24 protein-coding genes and 2 pseudogenes are annotated in these 25,739 nt (G+C 71.8%); 11 read left to right on the plus strand and 15 right to left on the minus strand.

Annotation, left to right across the window (positions count from 1 at the left end):
- Positions 1–63: 63 nt before the first annotated feature.
- Entirely contained in the window at positions 64–921 is an 858-nt protein-coding gene (locus ACFYPJ_RS17305) for an alpha/beta fold hydrolase (protein ID WP_389017151.1), read from the minus strand.
- A gap of 634 nt (positions 922–1,555) precedes the next feature.
- Positions 1,556–2,248 carry a metal-dependent transcriptional regulator gene (locus tag ACFYPJ_RS17310; RefSeq protein WP_376534690.1) on the minus strand — a complete coding sequence of 231 codons (693 nt, stop codon included), beginning with the start codon at positions 2,246–2,248 and terminating at the stop codon, positions 1,556–1,558.
- A gap of 257 nt (positions 2,249–2,505) precedes the next feature.
- On the opposite strand from ACFYPJ_RS17310, the gene ACFYPJ_RS17315 reads away from it, so the two are divergent.
- On the plus strand, positions 2,506–3,261 hold the full coding sequence (locus ACFYPJ_RS17315) for an SIS domain-containing protein (RefSeq protein ID WP_389017154.1): 756 nt from the start codon (positions 2,506–2,508) through the stop codon (positions 3,259–3,261).
- Positions 3,262–3,338: 77 nt separating this feature from the next.
- Here the strand turns inward: ACFYPJ_RS17315 and ACFYPJ_RS17320 are convergent, their stop codons facing one another.
- Positions 3,339–4,766 (minus strand): PAS domain-containing protein, encoded by a 1,428-nt coding sequence (locus tag ACFYPJ_RS17320; protein ID WP_389017157.1) that lies wholly within the window; start codon positions 4,764–4,766, stop codon positions 3,339–3,341.
- Positions 4,767–5,268: 502 nt separating this feature from the next.
- A complete protein-coding gene (pdxH, locus tag ACFYPJ_RS17325; RefSeq protein ID WP_389017160.1) occupies positions 5,269–5,943 on the minus strand; it encodes a pyridoxamine 5'-phosphate oxidase in 675 nt (224 codons plus the stop codon).
- Between the two features lie 255 nt (positions 5,944–6,198).
- On the opposite strand from pdxH, the gene ACFYPJ_RS17330 reads away from it, so the two are divergent.
- The 4 genes from ACFYPJ_RS17330 (at position 6,199) to ACFYPJ_RS17345 (ending at position 9,368) form a co-directional block, all read left to right on the plus strand.
- A complete protein-coding gene (locus tag ACFYPJ_RS17330; RefSeq protein ID WP_389017163.1) occupies positions 6,199–7,299 on the plus strand; it encodes a citrate synthase 2 in 1,101 nt (366 codons plus the stop codon).
- Between the two features lie 171 nt (positions 7,300–7,470).
- Positions 7,471–8,721 (plus strand): helix-turn-helix domain-containing protein, encoded by a 1,251-nt coding sequence (locus tag ACFYPJ_RS17335; RefSeq protein WP_389017166.1) that lies wholly within the window; start codon positions 7,471–7,473, stop codon positions 8,719–8,721.
- Positions 8,722–8,814: 93 nt separating this feature from the next.
- The gene (locus ACFYPJ_RS17340) at positions 8,815–9,174 is read left to right on the plus strand and encodes a hypothetical protein (RefSeq protein ID WP_389017169.1); all 360 of its coding nucleotides are present in this window, start codon (positions 8,815–8,817) and stop codon (positions 9,172–9,174) included.
- Positions 9,171–9,368, plus strand: coding sequence for a hypothetical protein (locus ACFYPJ_RS17345; RefSeq protein ID WP_389017172.1), 198 nt, complete (start codon positions 9,171–9,173; stop codon positions 9,366–9,368). Before ACFYPJ_RS17340 ends, ACFYPJ_RS17345 begins: the two co-directional genes overlap by 4 nt.
- Before the next feature lie 332 nt (positions 9,369–9,700).
- On the opposite strand, the gene ACFYPJ_RS17350 is transcribed toward ACFYPJ_RS17345, so the two are convergent.
- The 3 genes and pseudogenes from ACFYPJ_RS17350 to ACFYPJ_RS17360 all read right to left on the minus strand — a co-directional run.
- Positions 9,701–10,309: a TetR/AcrR family transcriptional regulator gene (locus ACFYPJ_RS17350; protein WP_389017175.1), complete on the minus strand. Its 609-nt coding sequence runs from the start codon at positions 10,307–10,309 to the stop codon at positions 9,701–9,703.
- On the minus strand, positions 10,297–11,031 hold the full coding sequence (locus ACFYPJ_RS17355; RefSeq protein ID WP_389017178.1) for an enoyl-CoA hydratase family protein: 735 nt from the start codon (positions 11,029–11,031) through the stop codon (positions 10,297–10,299). Before ACFYPJ_RS17355 ends, ACFYPJ_RS17350 begins: the two co-directional genes overlap by 13 nt.
- Positions 11,028–11,252: pseudogene (locus ACFYPJ_RS17360) on the minus strand (4-coumarate--CoA ligase family protein); the annotation flags it as partial. The pseudogene ACFYPJ_RS17360 and the gene ACFYPJ_RS17355, both read right to left, overlap by 4 nt.
- 161 nt (positions 11,253–11,413) lie before the next feature.
- Here ACFYPJ_RS17360 and ACFYPJ_RS17365 point away from each other — a divergent pair.
- From ACFYPJ_RS17365 to ACFYPJ_RS17380, 4 genes and pseudogenes are all read left to right on the plus strand, one after another.
- Positions 11,414–11,968, plus strand: a complete 555-nt coding sequence (locus tag ACFYPJ_RS17365; RefSeq protein ID WP_389017181.1) for a hypothetical protein — start codon at positions 11,414–11,416, stop codon at positions 11,966–11,968.
- 973 nt (positions 11,969–12,941) lie between these two features.
- Positions 12,942–13,585, plus strand: a pseudogene (locus ACFYPJ_RS17370) (helix-turn-helix domain-containing protein); the annotation flags it as partial.
- A gap of 266 nt (positions 13,586–13,851) precedes the next feature.
- Entirely contained in the window at positions 13,852–14,355 is a 504-nt protein-coding gene (locus ACFYPJ_RS17375; protein WP_389017184.1) for a hypothetical protein, read from the plus strand.
- A 76-nt stretch (positions 14,356–14,431) separates the two neighbouring features.
- Positions 14,432–15,085, plus strand: coding sequence for a class I SAM-dependent methyltransferase (locus tag ACFYPJ_RS17380; protein WP_389017187.1), 654 nt, complete (start codon positions 14,432–14,434; stop codon positions 15,083–15,085).
- Between the two features lie 86 nt (positions 15,086–15,171).
- Here the strand turns inward: ACFYPJ_RS17380 and ACFYPJ_RS17385 are convergent, their stop codons facing one another.
- From ACFYPJ_RS17385 to ACFYPJ_RS17405, 5 genes are all read right to left on the minus strand, one after another.
- On the minus strand, positions 15,172–16,338 hold the full coding sequence (locus ACFYPJ_RS17385; protein WP_389017190.1) for an acyl-CoA dehydrogenase family protein: 1,167 nt from the start codon (positions 16,336–16,338) through the stop codon (positions 15,172–15,174).
- 123 nt (positions 16,339–16,461) lie between these two features.
- Positions 16,462–18,303, minus strand: coding sequence for a biotin carboxylase N-terminal domain-containing protein (locus tag ACFYPJ_RS17390; RefSeq protein WP_389017193.1), 1,842 nt, complete (start codon positions 18,301–18,303; stop codon positions 16,462–16,464).
- An 11-nt stretch (positions 18,304–18,314) separates the two neighbouring features.
- Entirely contained in the window at positions 18,315–19,913 is a 1,599-nt protein-coding gene (locus tag ACFYPJ_RS17395) for an acyl-CoA carboxylase subunit beta (protein WP_389017196.1), read from the minus strand.
- On the minus strand, positions 19,910–21,613 hold the full coding sequence (locus tag ACFYPJ_RS17400; protein WP_389017199.1) for an acyclic terpene utilization AtuA family protein: 1,704 nt from the start codon (positions 21,611–21,613) through the stop codon (positions 19,910–19,912). Before ACFYPJ_RS17400 ends, ACFYPJ_RS17395 begins: the two co-directional genes overlap by 4 nt.
- The gene (locus ACFYPJ_RS17405; protein ID WP_389017202.1) at positions 21,610–22,461 is read right to left on the minus strand and encodes a TIGR03084 family metal-binding protein; all 852 of its coding nucleotides are present in this window, start codon (positions 22,459–22,461) and stop codon (positions 21,610–21,612) included. The genes ACFYPJ_RS17400 and ACFYPJ_RS17405 overlap by 4 nt, the downstream gene beginning before the upstream one ends.
- Positions 22,462–22,564: 103 nt before the next feature.
- Here ACFYPJ_RS17405 and ACFYPJ_RS17410 point away from each other — a divergent pair, with 103 nt between their 5' ends.
- Positions 22,565–23,425, plus strand: coding sequence for a Scr1 family TA system antitoxin-like transcriptional regulator (locus ACFYPJ_RS17410; RefSeq protein ID WP_389017576.1), 861 nt, complete (start codon positions 22,565–22,567; stop codon positions 23,423–23,425).
- Positions 23,391–23,579, plus strand: coding sequence for a DUF397 domain-containing protein (locus ACFYPJ_RS17415; protein WP_389017205.1), 189 nt, complete (start codon positions 23,391–23,393; stop codon positions 23,577–23,579). Before ACFYPJ_RS17410 ends, ACFYPJ_RS17415 begins: the two co-directional genes overlap by 35 nt.
- A gap of 67 nt (positions 23,580–23,646) precedes the next feature.
- Here the strand turns inward: ACFYPJ_RS17415 and ACFYPJ_RS17420 are convergent, their stop codons facing one another.
- The 3 genes from ACFYPJ_RS17420 to ACFYPJ_RS17430 are packed head-to-tail and all read right to left on the minus strand — an operon-like array spanning position 23,647 to position 25,633.
- Positions 23,647–24,345 (minus strand): hypothetical protein, encoded by a 699-nt coding sequence (locus ACFYPJ_RS17420; RefSeq protein ID WP_389017208.1) that lies wholly within the window; start codon positions 24,343–24,345, stop codon positions 23,647–23,649.
- Entirely contained in the window at positions 24,345–25,244 is a 900-nt protein-coding gene (locus tag ACFYPJ_RS17425; RefSeq protein ID WP_389017211.1) for an ATP-binding cassette domain-containing protein, read from the minus strand. The genes ACFYPJ_RS17420 and ACFYPJ_RS17425 overlap by 1 nt, the downstream gene beginning before the upstream one ends.
- Positions 25,241–25,633, minus strand: a complete 393-nt coding sequence (locus ACFYPJ_RS17430; protein WP_389017214.1) for a GntR family transcriptional regulator — start codon at positions 25,631–25,633, stop codon at positions 25,241–25,243. The genes ACFYPJ_RS17425 and ACFYPJ_RS17430 overlap by 4 nt, the downstream gene beginning before the upstream one ends.
- Positions 25,634–25,739: the final 106 nt, after the last annotated feature.

Below are 25,739 nucleotides of genomic sequence, written 5' to 3' on the forward strand. Positions count from 1 at the left end.
TCGCCGGGCGGGAGGGCCCGCCGCCGGCGCGCACCTCCACCCGTACCCGCACCCGCCCCGCCCTCACGGGGTGAGGACCGTGTCCAGGAACGGTTCGATCACCGTGCGCCAGGCGGCCGGCTGGTCGTAGTGGACCAGGTGGCCGGCGTCGGCGACCTCCGCGTACTGGCCGCGGGGCAGGACCCGGACCATCTCCTGGGCCTCGGCGCGGCCCAGTTCGCCGTCGAGGCCGCGGACGACCAGGGCGGGGCAGCCGACGAGGGCCAGTTCCTCCCAGTGGGCGTCGTGCACCCAGTTCTCGCGGGACTTCAGCATCCGTTCGGGGTCGAAGACGGGCCGCCAGCCGTCCGGGGACTCGTGCATGATCTCGGCGTAGAACTCACCGCGGGCCGGACTCGGGCGGTCCACCCAGGGGTCGTCCTCGCCGAACCACTTGCGGACGTCGGCGAGGGTGGCGAACGGTACCGGCCAGGACTTGAACCAGTCGGCCCACTCCCGCTGCGAGGCCCCGCCGAGGGCGGAGGCCCGCATGTCGCAGATGATCAGGGCGCGCACCAGGTCGGGACGCTTGGCGGCGAGCTGCCAGGCGGTCAGCGCGCCCATGGCGTGGCCGATGATCACGGCCGGGGCGAGGCCGAGCTGTTCGACGGCCGCCTCGGCGTCCTCGACGTAGGCGTCACGGGTGTGCGCGGCCGGCGGGGGCTTCTCGCTCTGGCCGTGGCCGCGCTGGTCCAGCGCGACGGCGCGATGGCGCTCGGAGATCCAGCGGGCGGTGGCCGCCCAGTGCGAGCCCCGGCCCATCAGACCGTGCAGTAACAACACCCCGGGCCCGGTTTCCGGGTCCGTCTTGGGAGGGTCTGCGAACTCCCAGGCGGCCAGCCCCACACCGCCCGCTCCCCTCACGTCGATACGCCGTGCCATGCGCCGGCACCCCCCTAGCTCCGCTCGGACCGTACCGCTGTGTCCTGCCGTCGTACCGCTGCGTTGCGCAGATGCTGCCGTACTGTGCCGTAGTTTGCCGTAAATATTGCCCTAGATTATCGAACAGTTTTTCGAAACTGCTGCCTCTGCGGGCAACACCCCTCATTCGAGTGACCCCCACCGAGGAATGATCGTCGCCACCGAGGGGAGTTGTTACGCGGGAGGCGGACCGCTCGGGGAAAACGGTCCGCGGGGGATGACCCTGGGAGCTCGGGGCTCCGGGTCAGCACAGGGGAGGACAGGCCCCGGCGCCGCAAGGTGCCGGGGCCCTCCCCCTGTCTGCGGCACATCCTCCCCCGCCCCCTCCGGTCATATGCCTCTCGCGACAGCCTTGCACGAGATACGGCCGAGCGCTGCCATTCGGAGCGCCGAATCCAGGATTTCGGCGCCACTCGGTCCGGTGCCCCAACCGGCGCTCTGGCCACGGGAGTTGACGCCGGACCGGGTGCTGCACGGAGGTCGCGTGCTCCGGCGTCCGACGAGCCGCACGCGGTGCCCGGCCGCCCGCCTCGGCGCCCGGCTGCATGCTTCGACGCCCGGCTTCGCGCCTCCGCACCCCGCTTTACGCCTCAGCTCAACGCTTGGCCACGAACACATGGGAGGCGGTGTCCGCCTCCAGCTCGGCCGCCTCGCCGCTGCTGCCCACCAGCACGCCGCCCGCCGACTCGGTCACGCTCACCACCGAACCGGGCTGCACGCCCGCCCGGCGCAGCGTGTACATCAGCTGCGCATCGGTCTGGATCGGCTCGCCGATACGGCGCACCACGACCGTCTTGCCGTCCGCGCCCGGGTCGAGGTCCGCCAGCGACACCATGCCCTCGTCGAGGAACGGGTCGGCCCCGTCCTTCTCGCCCAGTTCCTCCAGGCCCGGGATGGGGTTGCCGTACGGCGACTCGGTCGGGTGGCGCAGCAGCTCCAGGACACGCCGCTCCACCGCCTCGCTCATCACGTGCTCCCAGCGGCACGCCTCGGCGTGCACCTGCTCCCACTCCAGGCCGATCACGTCGACCAGCAGACACTCCGCGAGCCGGTGCTTGCGCATCACGCGCGTGGCCAGCCGGCGGCCCTCGTCGGTCAGCTCCAGGTGCCGGTCGGTCGCCACCGAGACCAGGCCGTCGCGCTCCATCCGGGCGACGGTCTGGCTCACCGTCGGCCCGCTCTGGTCCAGCCGCTCGGCGATTCGGGCGCGCATGGGGACCACACCTTCCTCCTCCAGTTCGAGGATGGTGCGGAGGTACATCTCCGTGGTGTCGATCAGTCCGGACATATGTGCCCCTCGATTACCTCTGCCGGAAGCTCACCGCTCTCCGGCATGCGCTGGCCCTGGCCTCAATTCTGACGCATACCACCGACAACCGTCCCGCACCGCTGAAACGGCAGGGTTACCAGCACGTGTGTGCGGCGCGTCGGCAGCCGACCCCCTCCGTGCGGGACGGCGCCCGGGCCGTATTGACAGAGCGCTGGTCCAGACCGCACGGTGATCCGCGACACAGACGCTGCGACGACGCTGCGAAAGGGCACCGCATGAGCGACGGCACTCCGGCCGACCAGTTCTTCGACGCCGCCATCGGCCTGCTGCACCGGGTCCGTGAGGAGGAGTCCGCGGCCATCGCGGCGGCCGGGACGCTCCTCGCCGACACCGTCGAGGCCGGCGGCCGGCTGTTCGCCTTCGGCGCCGGGCACTCCTCCCTCGCCGCCCAGGACGTCGTCTACCGGGCCGGCGGTCTCGCCCTGATGAACCTGCTTCCGGTGCCCGGTGCCGTCGGCGTGGACGTCGTCCCGGCGACCCTCGGCTCCGCCCTGGAACGCGTCGACGGGCTGGCGAGCGCCGTCCTGGACACCTCGCCCGTCCGGGCCGGCGACGTCCTCGTGATCATCTCCCTGTCGGGTCGCAACGCCCTCCCGGTGGAGATGGCGATGGCCGCGCGCGGCCGGGGGGTCAGGGTCATCGGCGTGACGTCGGTGGCGTACGCCGCGCAGACCTCGTCCCGGCACGGCTCCGGCACGTATCTGCGGGACCACTGCGACATCGTCCTCGACTCGAAGATCGCGGTCGGCGACGCGGAACTCACCCTCGACACCATCCCGGCCCCCTTCGCCCCCGCCTCCACGGTCGTCACCACCGCACTCCTCCAGGCGGTCATGGCCACGACCGCGCAGACCCTCGCCGCCCGGGGCGTCGAGCCGCCGCTGCTGCGCTCCGGGAACGTCGACGGCGGACACGACTGGAACACCCGGATCATGGACGAGTACCGGGACCGGATCTTCTACCGGCGCTGACCCTCCGCCACGCGCACGGCTCCCCGCGCCCCTGCGCTCACGGCTCCCCCGTGCCTGGGCGGGCGCGGGCCGCGCGCTCAGCGGTCCGGTGCCGTCGCCGCCGCCAGGTCCAGGGCCGCCGCGATGCGGGCCGCCACGTCCTCCGCGTACGTCGCGTCGAAGCGTTCGAAGGCGCTGCGCGCGGCCCCGCGCAGGAACGTCACGACGCCCAGCGTGCGCCCCCGGCTGCGCAGCACCGCGCACAGCGCGTGCACGCTGTCCCCGGGCCACTGCCGCTCCAGCGCCCAGTCCCGGGCCCGCTCGGCGGACATGCCGCCGGCGTCGGCCCGCACCGTCCCGGACCGCTCGACGCACTGCAACGCCGGATGCCCGATCTCGTACCGCAGGGGCAGTCCGGCCGCGCCGGTGAGCAGGCTCGGTCCCGGCGCCCCGGAGGGGGTCGCGGCGATCCGCACCAGCCGCACGGCCGGCCGCCCGCCGCCGTCGGCCGGCGGCGGGCCCGCCACCCGGTCGATCAGCGCGTGGTCGGCGAACCCGGCCAGCGCGAAATCGAGGTGGACGGTGGCCGCCTCCGCCGGGTTCTCGCACTCGGCCGCGGCGCGGGCCGCCCGGTGCAGCTGGTTGGTACGGAAGCGCAGCAGCGACGCCTCCTGCTCGCTCTGCTTGGCCTCCGTCACGTCCCAGAACATCCAGCCGACGCCGAGCGGCACCGGCTCCTCGGCGAGCGGCGAGGCGAGCCGCAGGAAGCCGCTGCGCCAGCACCGCCGCTTCTCGCCCTCCGGGGTCCGCACGGCCACCCACATCTCGGCCGGCGCGGGCGGTGCGCCTTCGGCCAGCACGTGGGTGAGGGCGCTCTCCAGTTCCTCCACGCCCTGGGCGAGCAGTTCGCCGAGGGGCCGGCCGAGCACGGACGTGCGGCCTATGCCCAGGGCGCGGGCCGCGTACGCGTTGACCACCGCGGGCCGCAGATCGGCGTCGATGAGCACGACGCCCCACGCCGCGTCCTCGAACAGCGCCTCGCTCAGCGCGATGGACCGCTCCAGGTCCATCTGCGCGTGCACCTCGCTGAAGGCGCAGTACACACCGGCCGGCTTGCCGTCCGGGCCGCGCACCGCCGCGGACTGGGTCCGCACCAGGACCCGGCCGCCGTCCTTCGTGACCAGCGCGAACTCGTGCACCTGCCGTCCGGGGGCGTGCATCGCCGAGAGCAGCCGGCCCTCGACCTCCTCGGCGTCGGCGCTGCGCACCGCCCAGCCCGCGAACCCGTGCCGCCCCACGGCCTCGGCGGCGGTCCAGCCGAGGATCCGCTCCGCCTCGCGGTTCCAGTGGGTGAGGACGCCGTCCGCGTCGAAAGCGCACAGGGCCGCGTCCATGCCGTCCAGCAGCGCGGCGAGGAGATCGGAGCCGCCGGCGTCCTCCGGGCCGCACGTGCCCGCGCCGCCGCCCCGCTCGGGCTCGTCCGGCCCCAGCTCGTCGGTGGTCCCACTACGCCGGGAAGCACTCACCTGGACCCCCTGCAGGCTGCGTCCGCGAATACGGCGCGAAGGTTCGCTCTCTCCCCTCCATTCAACTCGAACGTGACGCAGCACACACTTGGTTCCCACAATCTTGCAGGAATCGTTGTACGCACGCCCGCCGACGCGAACGCACCCTCCGTGCGCCGGCGGCCCGTCCCGGCTCCCCGGGCGGATCCGGCCGCCACCGGAAAAACCCCTTGAGCGCGCACCGCCCGCTTCTTAGGGTGGCTCTCACGTGAGAAAGGAGGTGATCGGGTACATGAGTGAAACCCGGACGCGCGAGGTGGCTGCGGGCTGACGGCCTGCCACCACACCGAGTGCGGTGCCGGACCGGCGTGTGCGACCACACACGCAGCCCGGCCCAATCCCAAGCAGTCACCCGACCCGCGGGCTCGCCGGTACGTCCGGCCGGCTTCTCCGTCTCACGGCGGAGGACCCGAGCCCGCGGGTCGTCTGCATGTGCGGGCGGGGTCCGCCGGGGTGACCGCGGTCAGGGGCTGAGGCGTTCCAGGCGCCAGCCGCCGTCCTCCTCGACGGCGTAGCGCAGCCGGTCGTGCAGGCGGTTCTCCCGGCCCTGCCAGAACTCGACCGTGCGCGGGGTGACGCGGAAGCCGCCCCAGTGCGGCGGCACCGGTACCTGTTCGCCCTCGGGGTAGCGGGCCGCGAGTTCGGCGTAGGACGCCTCCAGACCGGCTCGGGAGGGGATCACCGTGGACTGGGCGGAGGCCCAGGCGCCGAGCTGGGAGCCGTGCGGGCGGGTGCGGAAGTAGGCGGCGGTCTCGTCGCGGCCGGTGCGGTGCGCGGTGCCCGTGACGATGACCTGGCGGGCCAGCGGGTGCCAGGGAAAGAGCAGGGACACCTGCGGGTTCCCGGCCAGTTCGCGGCCCTTGCGGGAGTCGTAGTTGGTGTAGAAGACGAAGCCCTGGTCGTCGTACTGCTTCAGCAGGACCGTGCGGGAGCTGGGGCGGCCCTCGGCGTCCACCGTGGAGACGACCATCGCGTTGGGTTCGTAGACCGTCCCGTGCGCGGCGGCCAGCGCGGCGTGCTCGAACCAGCGGGCGAACTGCTCCATCGGGTGGGCGGCCAGGTCGCTCTCGTCGATGCCCTCCACGCGGTAGTGCTTGCGCATGGCGGCGGGGTCGAGGATGGGGTCGCGGTCGGTCACGCGGTCATCTTGCCGTATGCGTGTACAGGCGCGGGGGGCACTCGGTTGCCGCACGGAATGTGGCACGGAGTGCCGTACAACTCCCCTGCGGTGGCACCCGGCGCTATGGTGCTGATGCCCCACCGGTTGGGTGAGCGTGGGCCGATCGGGGCATCACCGGGGTGACCGCCGGACCGCGAGTCCTGAGAGCGACCGTGGAACCGTGGTAGTACCCGCGTCCGCCATGCGTCCGCACACACCACGAGGAGCCGCCTCATGTCCGATTTCGTACCCGGGCTCGAAGGAGTCGTCGCGTTCGAGACGGAGATCGCCGAACCGGACAAGGAAGGCGGTGCCCTGCGGTACCGGGGTGTCGACATCGAGGAGCTGGTCGGGCACGTCTCCTTCGGGAACGTGTGGGGGCTGCTCGTCGACGGCGCCTTCAACCCCGGTCTGCCGCCCGCCGAGCCGTTCCCGATCCCGGTGCACTCCGGTGACGTCCGGGTCGACGTGCAGTCGGCGCTGGCCATGCTGGCCCCGGTGTGGGGGCTGGAACCGCTCCTGGACATCGACGCGGCGCAGGCCCGCGACGACCTGGCCCGGGCCGCCGTGATGGCCCTGTCCTACGTCGCCCAGTCGGCGCGCGGGCAGGGGCTGCCGATGGTGCCGCAGCGGGAGATCGACAAGGCGTCCACGATCGTCGAACGGTTCATGATCCGCTGGCGGGGCGAGCCGGACCCGAAGCACGTAGCGGCCGTCGACGCGTACTGGACCTCGGCCGCCGAGCACGGCATGAACGCCTCCACCTTCACCGCCCGGGTCATCGCCTCCACCGGCGCGGACGTGGCCGCCGCGCTGTCCGGCGCGGTGGGCGCCATGTCGGGTCCGCTGCACGGCGGCGCCCCCTCCCGGGTCCTCGGGATGATCGAGGAGATCGAGCGGACCGGCGACGCGGAGACGTACGTCAGGCAGGCCCTGGACCGCGGTGAGCGGCTGATGGGCTTCGGGCACCGGGTGTACCGGGCCGAGGACCCACGCGCGCGCGTGCTGCGGCGCACGGCCCGCGAGCTGGGCGCACCGCGCTACGAGATCGCGGAGGCGCTGGAGAAGGCGGCCCTGGAGGAGCTGCACAACCGGCGTCCGGACCGGGTCCTCGCCACGAACGTCGAGTTCTGGGCGGCGATCATGCTGGACTTCGCCCAGGTTCCCGCGTCCATGTTCACGTCGATGTTCAGCTGTGCGCGGACCGCGGGCTGGTCGGCGCACATCCTGGAGCAGAAACGCACGGGACGGCTGGTGCGCCCGTCCGCCCGCTATGTGGGCCCGGGGTCGCGCAGCGTGCAGGACGTCGAGGGGTACGGGGACATCTCGCGCTGAGGGCGGGGCGGGGTCCTCTCGTGTGACGTCGGCCTTCACGACCTGGTCGTGGTCTTGGCGGCCGACGTCGTCGTAGGGGGTGGCTGCGGATGTCGAGGCAGGGTCCTCACGCGAAAAAGGCCCCGCCCCCTACCCTGTCAGTGCGACCCGTACAGAGATTGGGGCGAGACCGTGCCGTCTGACGCTACCCCGAACCCTTACGCCGACGCCGTCGCGTTCGGCCAGCGGATGCAGATCTACCGCCAGCGCCGTGGCATGAGCCGGCCCGTCCTCGCCGGCTTCCTCGACAAGTCCCACTCGTGGGTGAAGCAGGTCGAGACCGGCGTCATCCAGCCCCCGAAACTGCCCATGATCCTCCGCATCGCCGAACTGCTCCGCGTGCGGGACCTGGCCGACCTGACCGGGGACCAGTCCATGCACGTGGACCTGTTCATCGGGCCCGGGCATCCCCGGCTCGCCGCCGTGAAGTCCGCCGTCGACGCCTTCCCGTTCGCCTCCGACCGGCAGGCGCCGAGCACGCTGCACCTGCGGCACCGCCTCGACCGGGCGTGGAACGCCCGGCACTCGGCGCCCAACCACCGCGAGGTCGTCGGCGAGTTACTGCCCGCCCTGATCCGCGATGCGCAACTGGCGACGCGGCAGGCGGACTCGGCGGCCGACCGGCAGGCAGCACAGGCCGTCCTCTCCGAGGTCTACTCGCTGTCGCAGTTCTTCGTCGCCTACCAGCCCGACAGTGCCTTGCTGTGGCGCATCGCCGAGCGCGGCATGGTCGCCGCCCAGGAGTCGGAAGACCCCCACGCGATCGGCGTCGCCGCGTGGCTGACCGCGCAGGCGCACCGCGACAGCGGACCCGCCCACTTCGACGCCGCAGACGCCGTGACCACGGAAGCGCTCCGCTTCCTTGAGCCCCGGCTGGCAGACTCCGAGGACAAGGTGCTGGCGATCGCCGGGGCCTTGCAGTTCGAGGCCGGGTACACGGCCGCGCGACGCGGCGAGAACGGCACCGCGTGGGGCTGGTGGGACAAAGCAGAGAAGACCGCGCGGAAGCTGCCCGCGGACTACTACCACCCGATCACCAGCTTCTCGCAGGCGATCATGGGCGCCCACGCCGTCACCGTCGCCGTCGAGCTGCACCAGGGCGGCGAGTCCGTCCGGCAGGCGGCGCGCGCGGACAAGACGGTCATCAGGTCCCGGCCGCGGCGCGCTCGGCACCGCATCGAGGAAGCCCGCGCCTACCAGTTGGACGGACAGCCGGACACGGCGCTGGCGACGCTGGACAAAGCGCACGAGGCCGCGCCGGAGACCGTCAAGTACAACGGATATGCGAGGCGGATCGTCCTGGAGGAGACCGAGGCGCGGCAGCCGGAGCGGCGGCGGCGTGCGTCTGATCTGGCGGTGAAGCTGGGGCTGTTGGCTGCCTGACTGTAGGGGGCAGGATTCCTGCCCCCGATGGTGCTCGGTCGCTTCTACGGTCATGGGTGTGCAACGCATCACCGTGATCGTGGAGGCGTGACCATGTCGAGCGAGACCGTAGGCGTGCCGCCGACCGAGGTACTGGACGTCCTGGCGCTGCCCGCCCTGGACGGCCTCGCCGACGGCAAGGTGCGTGGTGCCGAGTGCCTGTGGTGCCCCACGTCGTTGACCGGGGACACCGCTGTCGACTTCGGCCGGCAGCGCTCCCCCTTGGACGGCTCGCCGGCGGTTTCCGGGGTGACCTGGTTCCCCCGTGCCTGCCGCTCCTGCGTAGCCGACCGCGCGCACCGCGGCCTGTTCGCGCACGCGCCCGTGTGCAGCCTGTGCCGGACACGGGAAACGGCCGCCGACTGCATCGTCGGCCGCGGCCTGTACCGGCTGGTGAGGGACTGCCGACGATGACCCCGGACAGCATCCCGGCCCGCGCGATGCCCGGGCTCGGCTACATGACCATCCGGGTCTACCAGGTGGACCACCACGGGAAGATCACCCGCGACGGCCGAACAGTCGTCGTCCCACCCGCCGCGGAACTGCCACCGCTCACGGACGGCTACCCGCCCTGCCGGTGCCCTCGCCACCGAGGAGGCACCCCGTGAGGATCTGCCGCCGCTGCGACCGGCCCATCACCGGCCCGGCCGACGATGTGTCCCCACTGCGCCCGACCGGCGCCGGCCCGACCGTGTACACCCACCCCGGCGGCCGGTGCCCGACACCACCCCGGACCCGACCGGGCCGCACGGAAGGGAGTCGGCGCCAGAACCCTGCTCGGCCGTCCGGATGACGTTCGCCGGGGCCGGTACCGGTCTGCGGGACCGTTGCCGTCCCAGCGCCAGTGCCGGCGGGCGGCGTTACCGGCCGGGCAGCGATGCGCGGTCGCGCCTCAGGTCCGCGTCCTCGGGCAGAGACTTAAACTCGGTCCGCGGGAGGCTCAGCCCACACCGTCCAGGGTCTCCTCCAGCAGCGCCGCCCACTGGGCGACCACGCGTCGGCGGCGGGCCGTGTCGTCGGTGAGGAGGTTGGCCAGGCCCAGGCCGCGGGCCATGTCCAGCAGGCCCTGCACGGTCTCCCGGACGCCGGGGCGGGACTCGTCGGCGCCGAGCAGTTCGACCGCTATCCGGTGGGTCTCCCGGCCGACGCGGGCCTCCAGTTCGGTCACCCGGGGCCGTAGCTGCTCCTCGTCGCAGGCGGCCACCCACAGGTGCAGGGCGGCGCGGAAGAGGGGTCCCGTGTAGAGGTCGACGAGGGCGGCGACGACCGCCGGGCGGGCCGCGGCGCCCTCCGGGAACAGGGTGCGCAGGGCGGCCGAGCGCTGTTCGGCGACGTATTCGACGGCCGCCGTGAACAGGTCCTCGCGGGTGCGGAAGTGGTGCTGTGCCGCGCCCCGGGAGACGCCCGCGCGTTCGGCGACGACGGTGACCGTGGAGCCCGCCCAGCCGTGTTCCGCGAGGCAGGCCACGGCGGCCTCCAGGAGCCGCTGCCGGGTGGCCCGGCTGCGGTCCTGCTTGGGCAGGCGGTCCTCTGCGGTCACAGCACCCATGCGGCATCCCGTCGGTCGAGGAGGGCCGTCATCCCCTCCCGGGCCTGGGCGGAGACGAACAGCCGGGCCGAGAGCGCGGTCAAGTCGGCTGCTTCCCGGTCGAATGTCTCCAGAACCTTAGCCGTGAGCAGGCGCTTCGTCTCCGCCAGGCCCTGCGGCGAGGATCGGCGCAGGCCGTCCAGGACGGGGGCGAGCGCCGCGTCGACGTCGTCACCGGCGAGGGTCAGCAGGCCGATGCGGGCCGCTTCGGCGGCGTCGAACCGTTCGCCGGTGAGGTAGTAGCGGGCGAGGGCGCGCGGGTCGGCGCGCGGGATCACCGGCAGCGAGATGACGGCGGGCGCCACCCCGATCCGTACCTCGGTGAACGCGAACGTGGCTTCGGTGCCGGCCGCCGCGATGTCGCAGGCCGCGAGCAGGCCGAGGCCGCCCGCACGGACGTGCCCGGTGACCCGGGCGACCACGGGCCGGTCCAGTTCGACGATCTGCCGGAGCAGGCCGACGACGGCGTCCGGGTGCGGCGGGTTGCGCAGGTCGGCGCCGGCGCAGAAGGTGCCGCCGGTGTGGGTGAGGACGACGGCCCGTACGTCGTCGTCCGCGCCGCATTCGGCCAGCGCGTCCGCGAGGTCGCCGACCAGGGCGGCGGACAGGGCATTGCGGGTGTCGGCCGAGTCCAGGCTGAGGATTTCCACGCCACGCGCGCGCGTACGTCCGATCAGTGTCACGACCGCTCCCCCGGTTCCCGCAGTTCGCGGCGGAGGGACTTCTCGGAGACGGACCGGGGCACTTCCGCGACGAAGGTGATCTGCCGTATCCGTTCGTAGGGGGCGACGCGTTCGGCGGCGTGGCTCATGGCCTCTCCTTCGGTCGGCCCCGCGGTGCCGGGCCGGCGGACGACGAAGGCGTGCGGGACCTCGTTGCCGTCCTGGTCGTGGACGCCGAGCATCGGGCCCCCTCTCCCCTGACCTGAGGTGTGGCTTTTCAGAGGGTGGCAGCAGGCGCGGAAACAATCAAGCGTGCCTGCATGGTTCGCGCTCCACTGGCCGGCCCAGGGGCCGGGCTCCCCACACGGGATGGAACTCTGATCCGCCATGAGTACGATCCGCCATGTCCGACGATCAGGGGCCGGAACTTTTCGCGCATTGGCGTGGCCTCGACCTCGCCAAGCGACTGCAAGTGCTTGAGGAGATCGGCTTTCTGGCCGAGGAACTGGTCGCGGACGCGCGCGAACGAATCGGCCGGGTACTTCTCGGGGTCCATCGCGTTTGCAGCCACAAGGCGGTCGAGGGCGGCCTCGATCCTGGCTGTCTCGGCTTCCGTGCGCGCTCGTTCCTCGACCAGCCGTGCACGGGGGTCCGGCGCGGTGGCCGGCGCGGTGCGCTGCTCGGGCAGGGACGGCGCGGTGTCGATTTCCTCGGCGACGTCATCGGCGAGCCACTTTCACACCTCGGCCTCGACTTCGTCGCGACGCACGTACACGCCCGGTTCGCAGGCGGACTTGCCCTTGTACTTGCGGTTGAAGCAACTCAGTCGCGACGAGCGAGACGTCGGGGTGCCGTTCGTGGCGTTCCTCTTGCAGCCGGACGCCATTGGATGCCGTCGGGTCGAGTACGCGTCTGGGATGCCAGATATATCCGAATCGGGGGCCATACGTCGTCGTGATCGTGGAGGACCCGAGTATTGCGGCAAGGGTGCCAAGAACGGCGGTGGCGGCCGACGGGATGTAAAGGCGTCGGGCGAGTGGGGCACTCACCGATGTTTCCGTTCGACGGGCCGTCAGGACGGCTGCCAGGAAACTCGCACACCACGCGACCCGGCCCACGCCGGGAAATTTCAGCGAGAGACGCCTGAACAGAGATGCAGAACTACCGTCCAGGTGTGCTCGGGCGAGCGTGGGGAGCGATGTACGCGGGAGGCGGGGACTGCGGCATGCCGGAGCGGGGAGCGTTAGACAGCTGGGACCCGCGCTCAATATCGGCCGCAGGGTGTGTCGCCATCTGCGATCGGGCTGCGCGGGCGGCGAGAACACCAGCAGCAACGCCTGACATACCTGACGCCGCGCCCAACACAATCGCACCGGTATTGTGCCGCATAAGTAGGGCAGCACCGCCAGAGACGGCAGAGGCAACCGCGCTCATCGCAGCGGCCGAAAAATCACGTTCCCCGATATTCGAAGCCTGTTCCGGCATTTCATCTCTTTCATCGGTAGCGGGTGCGCTGGGTTTCGCTTTGACGCGGCGATTTCTGGAGTACCTGTTCGTGCTCTACAACGCTTGAGACAAGCGTTTGGTTCAGTCGATCTCCCACCCAGTCCTGCGAGCAGCAGACCGAGTGGGGGGCGCACCGTGCGACACCGCGCCCCTGCCAACTTTCTGCGTTCGAGCAGGCCCGCGGACCCGTCCCCGATTACACATCCGCCGCGGACATCGCCGCCGGCCGCGTCCCGGCCGGCGTCACCCTGTGACTGCCCAAGGCTGTTGGGCATAGGCGCTGGATACGCCGTGCAGCTCCTCGCCGGCTGAACGCCCCCGGTACAACCCCACCACCGCGGGCTGTACCGGCGGCGTTTCGTCCTGCCCCGACCGTCTGTCGCTTGCCTCGCTGTCACGCTGCTCCAGCGGCGTACCGTGGCAACGTGGCAAACGAAGACCTAGGGCGGACTCTCCGACGTCTGCGCCGGTTGGCCTCCCTGACGCAAGAGGAACTGGCTGAGCGCTCAGGCGTGTCGGTCGACGTGATTCGTCAGCTCGAACAACGCCGGAAGCACTCAGCGCGCCTGCCCACGCTGCATGCGCTGGCGAACGGTCTTGGGGTAGAGCTGACGACGCTCCTGGGGACCCTCCTGCACTCTCCTCGACAGGAGAGAACGACGGCCCGCGCTTCGTGGCGGTGCGGCATGCCATTATGCCGACATTCTGGGGGCCGGAGCCGGAGCCGCCAGGACCTGACTTTTCGCTGACCGTCCTGCGAGAGCAGATCGCGGACGGCTGGACGCAGTACCACTCTGCCGAGTTCGACACGGTGATGAAGGCACTGCCCGACATGATCTCGGATGCACGCACGGCCGCGGCTTCGACCAACGCCGATGACAAGGGCGCCGGTTTCGCAGCACTGGGAAAAGTACTTCAGCTGGCCGGTCACGTTGCCGTGCGGATGGGGAAAACAGATCTTGCACTGATCAGTCTGGAACGGGCCATAGACGCTGCGAGGCAGTCCGCCGACCCCCTGCTACACCCCATGATCGTCAACTCCGTTGCCTGGACCTACCAGCGGCAAGGGGCATGGCCGACTGCGAAGGAGTCGACATGCCGCACCGTACCGTCGGCCGCCCTACGGGGTGATCAGATGAGCAGCCCGGTTCAGGAGATCCCCACCGAGGTCCTTGAGGCCCTGGCGCTGCCCGACCTGGACGGCCTCGCCGACGACAAGGTGCGGGGTGCCGAGTGCCTTTGGTGCGCGCGCCCGGCTCCGCAGCCCGTGGGCGCCGAACCGGGCGGGCGGCTGCCCTCACCCCAGAAGGCAGCCAACCGACCAAGGAGGGAATCGTGTCCATCGCGCTCGACAGTCCCACCGCACCCAGCTCCACCCGAGACCCGCAAGAGCTGCTGAACGCGGTCATGCCGCACATCACCGAACTGACCGTCAACATCTTCGACAGCCGCATGAGCATCTGGGACCGCGAGGTCGCACTGCTCCTGCGCGACCACACCATGGTCCGCGACATGGCCGAACGAATCCTCGGCAACGCCGTCATGTACGTCATGGGCTCCATCGAAAACCCTGACGTGCACCTCGGCGTCGGCAAACTCGTCGACATCGGCGTCCACCAGCTCATCCTCGACACATCCGTCTGGTGGGGCATCTGCCGCCTCTACAACGGCGGCCGGTTCAAACACCACGCACCCTTCATCGATCGCCGCGGCGACGGCCTGTGCCTGCGTACCGGCGAATTCCTGAAGACACAGGGCTGGCCGGTCGACGAGGAACTGTGGGCCATCGACGGCGCGGACTGCTCCCCGTGCGACGACAAGGTCCCCGACAGCCACTGACCCCGCTACAGTCGCCCCCGCCCTCACAGCACCCGAGGGCGGGGGCCCCGCATCCCACCGATCAGAGGAACCCGCTGTGCCCGTACCGCACGACATCGCCGCCGAGACCGAACTGTGGAACACCTTCGCCGAGTCCGCCTTCAAGGACGACGCCGAGCCCTCGTTCTGCTGGACCCAGTACGCCGGCCACGGCCCCGGCCCCGAGTTGCTGGGCGCCCCGGAATCCGTGCTGGAGATCGGTTGCGGCACCGGCCGCGCCTTGGCCCATCTCGCCCGGTTGGGCGTCAGGACAACCGGCGTCGACCTGTCGCCGCGCATGGTGCAGCGCGCAGGCGAGAAGTGGGCACCGCTCGGCGTGCGCATCGAACAGGGGGAGGTCCTCGACTGGCTGACCGCCGACGAAGCCCGCTACGACTCCGTGTACTCGATCTTCGGCGCGGCCTGGTTCACCGACCCCTCCCGCCTGTTCCCCCTCGTCCGCGAGCACCTGGTGCCGGGGGGCACGTTCGTGTTCTCCCAGCCGCCGGCCATCCCCGGCGCCTACGGCCCGCAGGGCATGTACAAGGGCGGCTTCGCGGGCAAGGCCATGTTCACCTACCGCTACAGCTACAAGCCCGCAGTGTGGGAACGGCACCTCGTCCGGGCCGGCTTCGCCTCCGCTCAGGCGACAGTGGCAGACGCGCCGAAGGCCGGCCACATCGGCACTCTCATCGTCCGGGCCCGCGCTTGACACCATGCGGCCCCGCCCGCCTGCACTCGGAGCCGCCCTACCTCCAAGGCGGACTGGGGTCCTGATGGATCCCCCGCAGATGGCCCCTAATAAGACTTGGGCAGCCCCAGGCTCTGGTGGGAGACGTAGTTGAGGATCATCTCCCGGCTCACCGGGGCGATACGGGCCACCCGCGCGGCCGTTATCAGCGAGGCGAGGCCGAACTCCCGGGTGAGGCCGTTGCCGCCGAGGGTGTGCACGGCCTGGTCGACTGCCTTCACGCAGGCTTCTCCGGCGGCGTACTTGGCCATGTTGGCGGCCTCGCCGGCGCCGGCGTCGTCCCCCGCGTCGTAGAGGTGGGCGGCCTTCTGCATCATCAGCCGGGCCAGTTCGAGGTCGATGTGGGCCTGCGCGAGGGGGTGTGCGACGGCCTGGTGGGCGCCGATGGGAGCCTGCCAGACGGTGCGGTCCCGGGCGTACTCGACCGCCCTCGCCAGCGCGTAGCGGCCCATGCCGATCGCGAACGCGGCCGTCATGATGCGTTCCGGATTGAGCCCGGCGAAGAGTTGGAGCAGGCCCGCGTCCTCGTCGCCCACAAACGCGTCGACGGGTAGCCGTACGTCGTCCAGGGTGAGTTCGAACTGCTTCTCGGCGGCGTTGATCTCCATGTCGATGGGCCGCCGGGTGAAGCCCTCGGCCTCGCGCGGGACGATGAACAGGCAGGGCTTGAGGCGTCCGGTGCGGGCGTCCTCGGTGCGGCCGACGATCAGCACCGCGTCGGCGATGTCCACGCCGGAGATGAACACCTTGCGGCCGGTCAGCAGCCAGTCGCCGGTGCCGGGGTCGCGGCGGGCGGTGGTGGTGATGCGGTGCGAGTTGGAACCGGCGTCGGGCTCGGTGATGCCGAAGGCCATGGTGCGGGTGCCGTCGGCGAGGCCGGGCAGCCAGGCGCGTTTCTGCTCCTCGGTGCCGAAGCGGGCGATGACCGTGCCGCAGATCGCGGGCGAGACGACCAGCATCAGCAGCGGACAGCCCGCGGCACCCAACTCTTCTAGGACGATGGAAAGTTCGGCGATGCCGCCGCCCCCGCCGCCGTGCTCCTCGGGGAGGTTGACGCCGAGGTAGCCGAGTTCGCCCGCTTCGGCCCACAGTTCCGCGGGGTGGCGGCCCTCGGCGACGGTGCGGGTGAGGTAGTCACGGCCGTAGCGTTGCCCGAGGGCGGCCACCGCGGCTCGTAGTGCCTTGTGCTCGTCGGACTCGATGAGGGTGGTCATGGGTTCCTCCGCGTACGGCTGGTGTGTGGTTGCTCGCGCTGTGCCCCGGCTGCCCGGTCCGCTCGCGCTGTTCCCCTGTTCCTCTGTTCCTCTGTTCCCCTGTTCCTCTGTTCCCCGCCGGCCCTAGGAGGGTTCGACCACCGCTAGCACCGTGCCCGGCTCCACCTGCTGTCCGGGTGTGACGTGCAGCGCGGTGAGGGTGCCGGTGACGGGTGCCGAGATCTGGTGCTGCATCTTCATCGCCTCCAGCCAGATCAGGGGCCGGCCCGCCGCCACCGGGGCGCCCTCGGCCAGGTCCTCGGCGACGCGTACGACCGTGCCGGGCATCGGGGCCAGCAGGGAACCGGGGGCGAGCTGGGCCGTCGGGTCCGGGAAGCGGGGCAGCGCGGTGAGGACGGTGGCGCCCACGTGGACCCGGTCGCCGTAGCGGGCGACCTCGAAGCGCCGCCGTACGCCGTCGGCTTCGAGTACGACCAGACGCGCGTCGGCGTGCACGACCCGTACGCCGTCGGCCGTGAGCCCTTCGCGGGTGTGCCGGTAGTGGACCTCGTGCTCCTCGCCCGCCATCAGGTAGCGCTTGGTCTGCGGCTGGAAGGGGACATTGCGGAAGCCGCCGAAGCGGGAGCGGCCGTGCGCGTCGGCGAGCGCGGCGGCCAGCGGGGCGTACGGGTCGGGGGCGGGCTCGGTCAGTGCGGTGAGGTGGCGGTCGTAGAAGCCGGTGTCCATCCGGGCCGCGCCGAACTCCGGGTGCCGCAGGGACCGTACGAGCAGGTCGCGGTTGGTGACCGGGCCGTGCACGGCCGTCCGCTCCAGCGCGCCGGACAGTTTGCGGAGGGCCTCCGCGCGGGTGGGCGCATGGGCGACGACCTTCGCGAGCATCGGGTCGTAGTGGACGCCGATCTCGTCGCCGTCGGTGTAGCCGGTGTCCAGGCGGACGCCGTCCGGTACGGCGAGGCGGTGCAGGGTGCCGGTCTGCGGGGCCCAGTCGCGGGCCGGGTCCTCGGCGTACAGGCGGGCCTCGACCGCATGGCCACGCGCGCGTGGCGGCACGTCCGCCAGGGCGTGGCCCTCGGCGACGCGGATCTGCTCGGCCACCAGGTCGATGCCGAACACGGCCTCGGTGACGGGGTGTTCGACCTGGAGGCGGGTGTTCATCTCCAGGAAGTGGGCCCTGCCGTCGGCGACCAGGAACTCGACGGTGCCCGCGCCCACGTACGACACGGAGCGGGCGGCGCGCTCGGCGAGCGCGTACAGCTCGTCGGTGAGCGCGGCCTTAAGGCCGGGCGCGGGGGCCTCCTCGACGACCTTCTGGTGGCGGCGCTGGAGGGAGCAGTCGCGGGTGCCGAGCGTCCACACCGTGCCGTGCGTGTCGGCGAGGACCTGCACCTCGACGTGGCGGCCGTGCTCGACGTAGGGCTCCACGAACACCTCACCGTCCCCGAAGGCGCTCTCCGCTTCGGCCCGCGCGCCCGCCAGCGCGTCGTCGAGCCGGTCCAGGGCGCGGACGATCCGCATGCCGCGTCCGCCGCCGCCCGCCGCCGCCTTGACCAGGACCGGCAGGTCGGCCTCGGTGACCTCGTCGAGCGGCGCGAGCCCCATCAGCGCCTTGGCGCGGGTCTTGGACGCCATCGCCTCGATCGCCTCCGGCGGCGGCCCGATCCAGACCAGGCCCGCGTCCAGGACGGCGCGCGCGAAGGCGGGGTTCTCGGACAGGAAGCCGTAGCCGGGGTGCACGGCGTCCGCGCCGGCCGCCACGGCCGCCTGCACGATCAGGTCGGTCCGCAGATAGGTCTCGGCGGGCGTCGCGCCCGGCAGCCGTACGGCGGTGTCGGCCACGCGCGCGTGCAGCGCGTTCTCGTCGGCGTCCGAGTGCACGGCGATGGTCCGGATGCCCAGGTCGCGGCTGGTGCGGAAGATCCGGCAGGCGATCTCGCCCCGGTTGGCCACAAGGACAGAGGTGATCATTTTCGGGTCCCTCACATCCGGAAGACGCCGAAGCCGCCCCGCGCGCCTTCGTAGGGTGCGGTGCGGACGGCGGACAGGCACAGGCCGAGGACGGTGCGGGTGTCGCGCGGGTCGATGACACCGTCGTCGTACAGCCGCCCCGACAGGAACATCGGCAGTGACTCGGACTCGATCTGCTGCTCCACCATGGCGCGCAGCCCGGCGTCGGCGTCCTCGTCGTAGGGCTGTCCCTTCGCGGCGGCCGACTGCCGGGCCACGATCGAGAGCACCCCGGCGAGCTGCTGCGGGCCCATGACGGCCGACTTGGCGCTGGGCCAGGCGAACAGGAACCGCGGGTCGTAGGCGCGCCCGCACATGCCGTAGTGCCCGGCGCCGTAGGAGGCGCCCAGCAGGACCGACAGATGCGGTACGCGGCTGTTGCTGACCGCGTTGATCATCATCGCGCCGTGTTTGATGATGCCGCCCTGCTCGTACTCCCTGCCGACCATGTAGCCGGTGGTGTTGTGCAGGAACAGCAGCGGGATGTCGCGCTGGTTGGCGAGCTGGATGAACTGGGCGGCCTTCTGCGACTCCTGGCTGAACAGCACGCCCTGCGCGTTGGCGAGGATGCCCACCGGGTAGCCGTGCAGCTCGGCCCAGCCGGTCGCCAGGCTCGTCCCGTACAGCGGTTTGAACTCGTCGAAGTCGGAGCCGTCGACGATCCGGGCGATCACCTCGCGCGGGTCGAAGGGGGTCTTCAGGTCGCCCGGGACGATGCCGAGCAGGTCCTCCGGGTCGTACTTGGGCGGCGCGGCCGGCCCCGGATCGTCGTACGCCTTGCGGTGGCCCAGGCGGGCCACCACGCGCCGGGCCTGCCGCAGCGCGTCCCGTTCGTCCACCGCGAAGTAGTCGGCGAGGCCCGACACGCGCGCGTGCATCTCGGCGCCGCCCAGGGACTCGTCGTCGCTCTCCTCCCCGGTGGCCATCTTCACCAGCGGCGGCCCGCCGAGGAACACCTTCGCCCGTTCCTTGACCATGATCACGTGGTCGGACATGCCGGGGATGTAGGCGCCGCCCGCCGTCGAGTTGCCGAAGACGACCGCGACCGTCGGGATCCCGGCCGCCGACAGCCGGGTGAGGTCCCGGAAGATCGCGCCCCCGGGGATGAAGATCTCCTTCTGCGAGGGCAGATCGGCGCCGCCCGACTCCACCAGGCTGATGCAGGGCAGCCGGTTGGCCAGCGCGATGTCGTTGGCGCGCAGCGCCTTCTTCAGGCTCCAGGGGTTGCTGGTGCCGCCGCGCACGGTCGGGTCGTTGGCGGTGATCAGGCATTCGACGCCCTCGACCACGCCGATCCCGGTGACCAGGGAGGCACCGACGGCGTAGTCGCTGCCCCAGGCGGCCAGCGGGGACAGCTCCAGGAACGGGGTGTCCGGGTCGAGGAGAAGTTCGATGCGTTCGCGGGCGAGCAGCTTGCCGCGCTTCCGGTGCCGCTCGACGTACTTCGGGCCGCCGCCCGCGAGGGCCTTCGCGTGTTCCGCGTCCAGCTCGGCGAGCTTGGCGAGCATGGCCTCGCGGTTCGCCCGGTGGTCGGCGCCGGCCGGGTCGACCGCGGAGGAAAGGACCGTCACAGCAGGGCCTCCGGGATGTCCAGGTGTCGGGATCGCAGCCACTCGCCGAGGGCCTTGGCCTGCGGGTCGAAACGGTGCTGGGCGGCGACGCCCGCGCCGAGAACGCCCTCGACGGTGAAGTTGAGGGCGCGCAGGTGGGGCAGGACGTGCCGGACGACGGTCAGCGGCCGGCTCTCGGGCATCAGCTCCCGGAACCTGTCGGCCGTCAGCTCGTGCGCGAGCCACCGCCAGGCGTCGTCCGTACGGACCCACACGCCCACGTTGGCGTCCCCGCCCTTGTCGCCGCTGCGGGCCCCGGCGACCCGTCCCAGCGGCGCCCGGCGGACCGGCCCGGCGGGCAGCGGGACCGGCAGCTCCGGTTCCGGTACGGCGGTGAGTACCCGGGTCTGCCCGGCCCCCGGCACCGGGATCCGCCGCCCGTCGTCGAGGACCGCCACCTGTTCGACGGCGCCCTGGGGCACGTACGCGGCCTCGAAGACCCCGTAGGGGGCGCCCTTGCCCGGGGGTGCCAGCACGTGGAAACCGGGGTAACTGGCCAGGGCCAGTTCGACGGCGGCACCGGTCAGCGCCCGGCCGACGACGTCCTGGTCGCGATCCTTGACGACCAGGCGCAGCACGGCGCTCGCGGTCTCCTCCGTGTCCGCGTCCGGCCGGTCGGTGCGCACCAGGTCCCAGCGCACCTCGGCGGGCTCCGACCCGGCGAGCGCGTCGGCCAGTTGCCCGCGCACCAGCGCCGCCTTGGCCTCGATGTCCAGCCCGGTGAGGACGAAGGAGACCTCGTTGCGGAAGCCGCCGAGCCGGTTGAGGCCGACCTTCAGGGTGGGCGGCGGCGCCTCCCCTCTCACGCCCTCGATCCGCACCCGGTCGGGGCCGTCCTGGCCGAGCCGGACCGTGTCGAGCCGGGCGGTGACGTCGGGGCCCGCGTACCGGGCGCCGGCCGTCTCGTACAGCAGCTGTGCCGTGACCGTGCCGGCGTCCACGAACCCGCCGGTGCCGGGGTGCTTGGTGACGACGGCCGTGCCGTCCTCGTGGATCTCGGCGAGCGGGAAGCCCGGGCGCCGCACGTCGCCCTCGGTGAAGAAGGCGTAGTTCCCGCCGGTGGCCTGCGCCCCGCACTCCAGCACGTGCCCGGCGACCACGGCACCGGCCAGCCGGTCGTACTGCCCCCGCGTCCAGCCGAAGTGCGCGGCGGCCGGGCCGGTGACCAGCGCCGCATCGGTCACCCGCCCGGTGACCACGAGGTCGGCACCGGCCCGCAGGCACTCCGCGATGCCGAAGCCGCCCAGGTAGGCATGGGCGGCGAGGGTGCCCTCCGGCCGGACGAACCCGGCGATCCGGGCCCCGGTGAGGTCGTCGCCCTCCACATGGGCGACCCGCACCGGTATGCCCAGCCGGTCCGCCAGCTTCCGTACGGCGTCGGCGAGGCCGGCGGGGTTGAGCCCCCCGGCATTGGTCACGATCTTCACGGACCGCTCCTGCGCGAGCCCGAGACACTCCTCCAACTGGCGCAGAAAGGTGCGGGCATACCCGGCGCCCGGGTCCTTCAGCCGGTCCCGGCCCAGGATCAGCATGGTCAGTTCGGCGAGATAGTCCCCGGTCAGGACATCCAGGTCACCGCCGGTGAGCATCTCCCGCATGGCGTCGAACCGGTCGCCGTAGAAACCGGAGGCGTTGCCTATGCGCAGCACGCGGCCGGTCACGACCGGGCCTCCGGGCCGTCCGCAGGCCCGTCCCCCCGGCCGCCGTTGCCGCCCTTGCCCCGGTCGCCCCCGGGCTCCCGTCCGGCGCCGGGCGGGCCCGCGAACGCCTGCGCGATGTCCAGCCAGTGGTCGGCGTCCGGCCCCTCGGCGCGCACCGCGAGGTCCGCCCGGTGGACCCGCTGGGTCACCAGCAGACAGAAGTCGACGGCGGGGCCGGTGACGCGCTGGGCCGCGTCCTTAGGACCGTACGCCCACGCCTCGCCGGACGGACCGACCACCTCCACCCGGAACTCCTCGGCGGGAACGGGCAGTCCGTGCACGCCGAACGCGAAGTCGCGGGCCCGCACGCCGATGCGGACCACGTGCTTCAGCCGGTCCGTGGGGGTACGGACCACCCCCAGGGCGTCGGCCACGTCCTGGCCGTGCGCCCAGGTCTCCATGATCCGGCCGGTGGCCACGCCGGCCGCCGACATGGGCGGCCCGAACCAGGGGAAACGCGCACCGGCGGGCGCGGCCCGCAGCGCCCGGTCGAGCGCGGCCCGCACCCGGCGCCACTGCGAGAGCAGTTCCTCGGGGGACAGTCGGGCCCCCTCCTGCGCCGCCTCGTCGACGAAGGTCTCCGCAGCGGCGAGCGCCTTCTCCGCCACCGACCGGAACGCGTCCGCGTCGGTGACCGCGAGCAGCGCCGAACGGTCGGTCCAGGTGAGGTGGGCGATCTGGTGCGCGACGGTCCAGCCGGGCGCGGGCGTCGCGAGCGCCCAGCCGTTCGGCTCCAACTCGGCCACCAGCCGGTCCAGTTCGGCACTCTCGGCGCGCAGGTCGTCGAAGACGGGGGTGGGGTCGGCCATGGGGAGGAGCATGGCAGCGGCCCCAGAAACAATCAAGCACGCTTGCATGAATAGTTTTCCACAAGCGTCGCGCCCGTGAGCGGTCGTCCCACTACTCTCGGTGATGGAGGTGGTTGGTGTGCGAAGCCGTGAACTGGACCCCAGTGCATCGCCGTTGGACTACTACGGCTACGAGCTGCGCCGCGCGCGGGAGGCGGCCGGCCTGACGCTGGCGCAGCTGGGCTCGATCGTGTTCTGCACGGGATCGCTGATCGGCCAGATCGAGACGGCCATGAAGGTGCCGCAACGGGAGTTCTCCGAACGGGTGGACGCGGCACTGGGGACGGACGGATTGTTCTCCCGGCTGGTGGGGCTGGTGCTGCGGAGCCAGTTGCCGAGTTGGTTCCAGCCTTATGCGGAGATGGAGGCGAAGGCGGCGTACATCTCGTCATTCCAGGCCCAGTTGGTGGACGGCCTGCTTCAGACAGAGCCCTACGCGCGCGTGGTGCTGGGCACGAGAGATGAAGCAGGGCTGGACGCGAGAGTGGCGGCACGAATGGAGCGGCAGCGCGTTCTGGAACGGGAGCAGCCACCGGCGGTCTGGGTGGTCCTCAGCGAAGCGGTCCTCCATCAGGAGGTCGGCGGCAGAGAGGTCATGCGGGGGCAACTCGCGCACCTGCTGGACCTGCAGAAGTACACGTGGCTGGACATCCAGGTGCTGCCATTCAAGGCTAGGGCGCACACAGGACTGACGGGCTCGTTCTGCCTTCTGCGCTTCGAGAAAGACGCCGACATCGTCTACACCGAGGACTTCGTCCAGGGCCATATGACGGCCAATCCGGAAGCTCTCAAAGAAGGTTCGGTCCGTTACGATCACCTACAGGCGGCTGCCCACCCTGTCGACGACTCGGCAGCCCTCATCGCCCGTGTGATGGAGGAACGGTATGGGAATGACCCTGAACCTGACGGGCACGGAATGGCGTAAGTCGTCGTACAGCGGCGACACCGGCGGCCAGTGCGTCGAAGTCGCCGATCTCACCCCCCGCATAGCCGTCCGCGACTCCAAGCATCCCGGTGGTCCGCAGGTGGTCTTCTCCGCCGGTGCCTGGGGGGAATTCCTCGCGCACGCCGCCGGGTGACGCGCGGGGCGGCCCGTTCGGAGGGTCGCCGACCCTGTTTGCCTCCCGCGCCGGGTGCGTCGCGGTCTCAGACGGTCAGACGGCGGAGGGTCGCGAAGGCGCCGGCCAGCAGGACGGCCACGGCGACGGCGATGACGCCGGTGACCCCGGCGGCGGTGAGGGTGGTGAGGAAGCGGCCGATGCCGCCCCAGCCGTGCACCCAGGTCGCGATGACCGCGGCGAGCGCCAGCACGCCGAGCTGTGCCGCGCCGAAGAACGCGGTGCCGGGTATCCCGGCGCGGCGGTGGACCAGGCCGTACCACATCCCGTAGACGAACAGGAGGACGAACACCGTCGTCGCGGTGAGCCACGACTGGTACCAGGGGCCGTCCAGGAGGAAGGGCATGCGGAAGTAGGCCATGTCGATGCCCCATCCGCCCGTCGCGCGTTCGAGGATCTGGCCGACTGCGACGACGAGCCCGAAGCACACGGACAGGGTCAGGGCCAGCGACGTGACGCCGAGGAAGTAGGCGCGTCGGCTGACTCCGAGGGTGAGGGCGAAGGGCAGTGCGCGGGCGACGGACTGCGCGCCCACGACGGCGATGACGAGGAAGACCGCGGTCAGTCCGCCGACCCAGCGGTGGTCGGTGTGGCCCGCCGGTGTGAGTCGCAGGACCACCACGTCGAGCAGGAAGCCGAAGGCCGCCCACGCCCAGGGCAGCACGAGGTAGGTGACCCGGTCGAGGAGCAGGTAGCGGACGACGGTGGCGATCGGGGTGGGGCGCATCAGGATGCTCTCCCTGTCGTGAGGCCGGCCTGGTCGTGGTTCTCGGCCGCGTGCACCGCGAGTTGCTGCAGAGTGACGCCCTCCAGGCGCAGGCGCAGGTGGCCGGCGAGTTCGCGGTCGCGTTCGTCGAGGCGGCCGGCCATCACCACGGTGGTGTGCGCGCCCAGGGTGCGCCGGTTCAGCGTCGTACGGCCCGCGACGAACCGCTCCACACCGTCGGCCGGGCCGGTGACGATCATGGCGGCGCCGCGCAGGTCGTCGGCGGGCGCGTCGAGGACCAGTCGGCCGCGGTCGAGGACCAGGACGCGGTCGAGGAGTTCGGCGGCCTCGTCGATGAGGTGGGTCGAGAGCACGATGCACCGCGGGTGGGCGGTGTAGTCGGCCAGCAGCTGGTCGTAGAAGAACGTGCGGGCGACGGCGTCCAGGCCGGCGTACGGCTCGTCGAACAGGGTGAGTTCGGCGCGGGCGGCCAGCCCGATGATGATGCCGAGTGCGGTGCGCATGCCGCGCGACAGCTTCTTGACCGGCCGGTTCGGCGGCAGTTCGTACGCGTCCAGCAGCGTGCCGGCCAGGTCGGCGTCCCAGTTCGGGTAGAGCAGTGACGCTGCCGTGATCGCGTGCCGGACCCGCAGGTCGGGGTACGTCTGGTCCTCCCGTACGAGGATCATCCGGCGCAGTACCGGCCCGTTCTCCAGCGGCCCGGCCCCGAAGACGTGCACCCGCCCGGAGGTGGCGAACTCCTGCCCCGCCAGGATGCGCAGCAGCGTGGTCTTCCCGGCGCCGTTGCGGCCCAGCAGTCCGGTGATGCACGGTGTGCCGATCTCGAAGGTGACATCGGTCAGCGCCTGATGGTCGCGGTAGCGGCGCCCGACCCCGGCCGCCGATATCGCCGACGTCATGCCCCGCCTCCCGTCGTCACCTCGGCCGAGGCCAGTTCCTCGCGGACCAGGCCGAGCAGTTCGTCCAGCCCGATGCCGAGCCGTGCCGCCTCGACCACCAGCGGCCGTACGTAGCGGTCGGCGAAGCGGCGCCGCCGGGCCTGCACCAACCGGTCCCGCGCGCCCTGCGCGACGAACATGCCGACGCCCCGCCGCTTCTCCACCAGGCCCTCGTCCGAGAGCACGGTGAGGCTGCGCGCCGCCGTGGCCGGGTTGACCCGGTAGAAGGCCGCGAGTTCGTTGCTGGACGCGACCCTCTCGCCCTCGCCCACGGTGCCGTCGGCGATCTGGTTCGCCAGCTCGGCGGCGATCTGGGCGAAGATCGGCCCGCCGTCATCCAGGAGTGACATCCTGCCTCCCTTGCTCAACTGGTTCCCTACTCTACTAATGAACCAAGGACGCGGTACGGCCGTCTGTCCGCCGTCGTACCGGGCATGCTGCCCCTCAGAGCCGCTC

This window comes from Streptomyces sp. NPDC006012, from assembly GCF_042871185.1.
Lineage (GTDB): Bacteria > Actinomycetota > Actinomycetes > Streptomycetales > Streptomycetaceae > Streptomyces.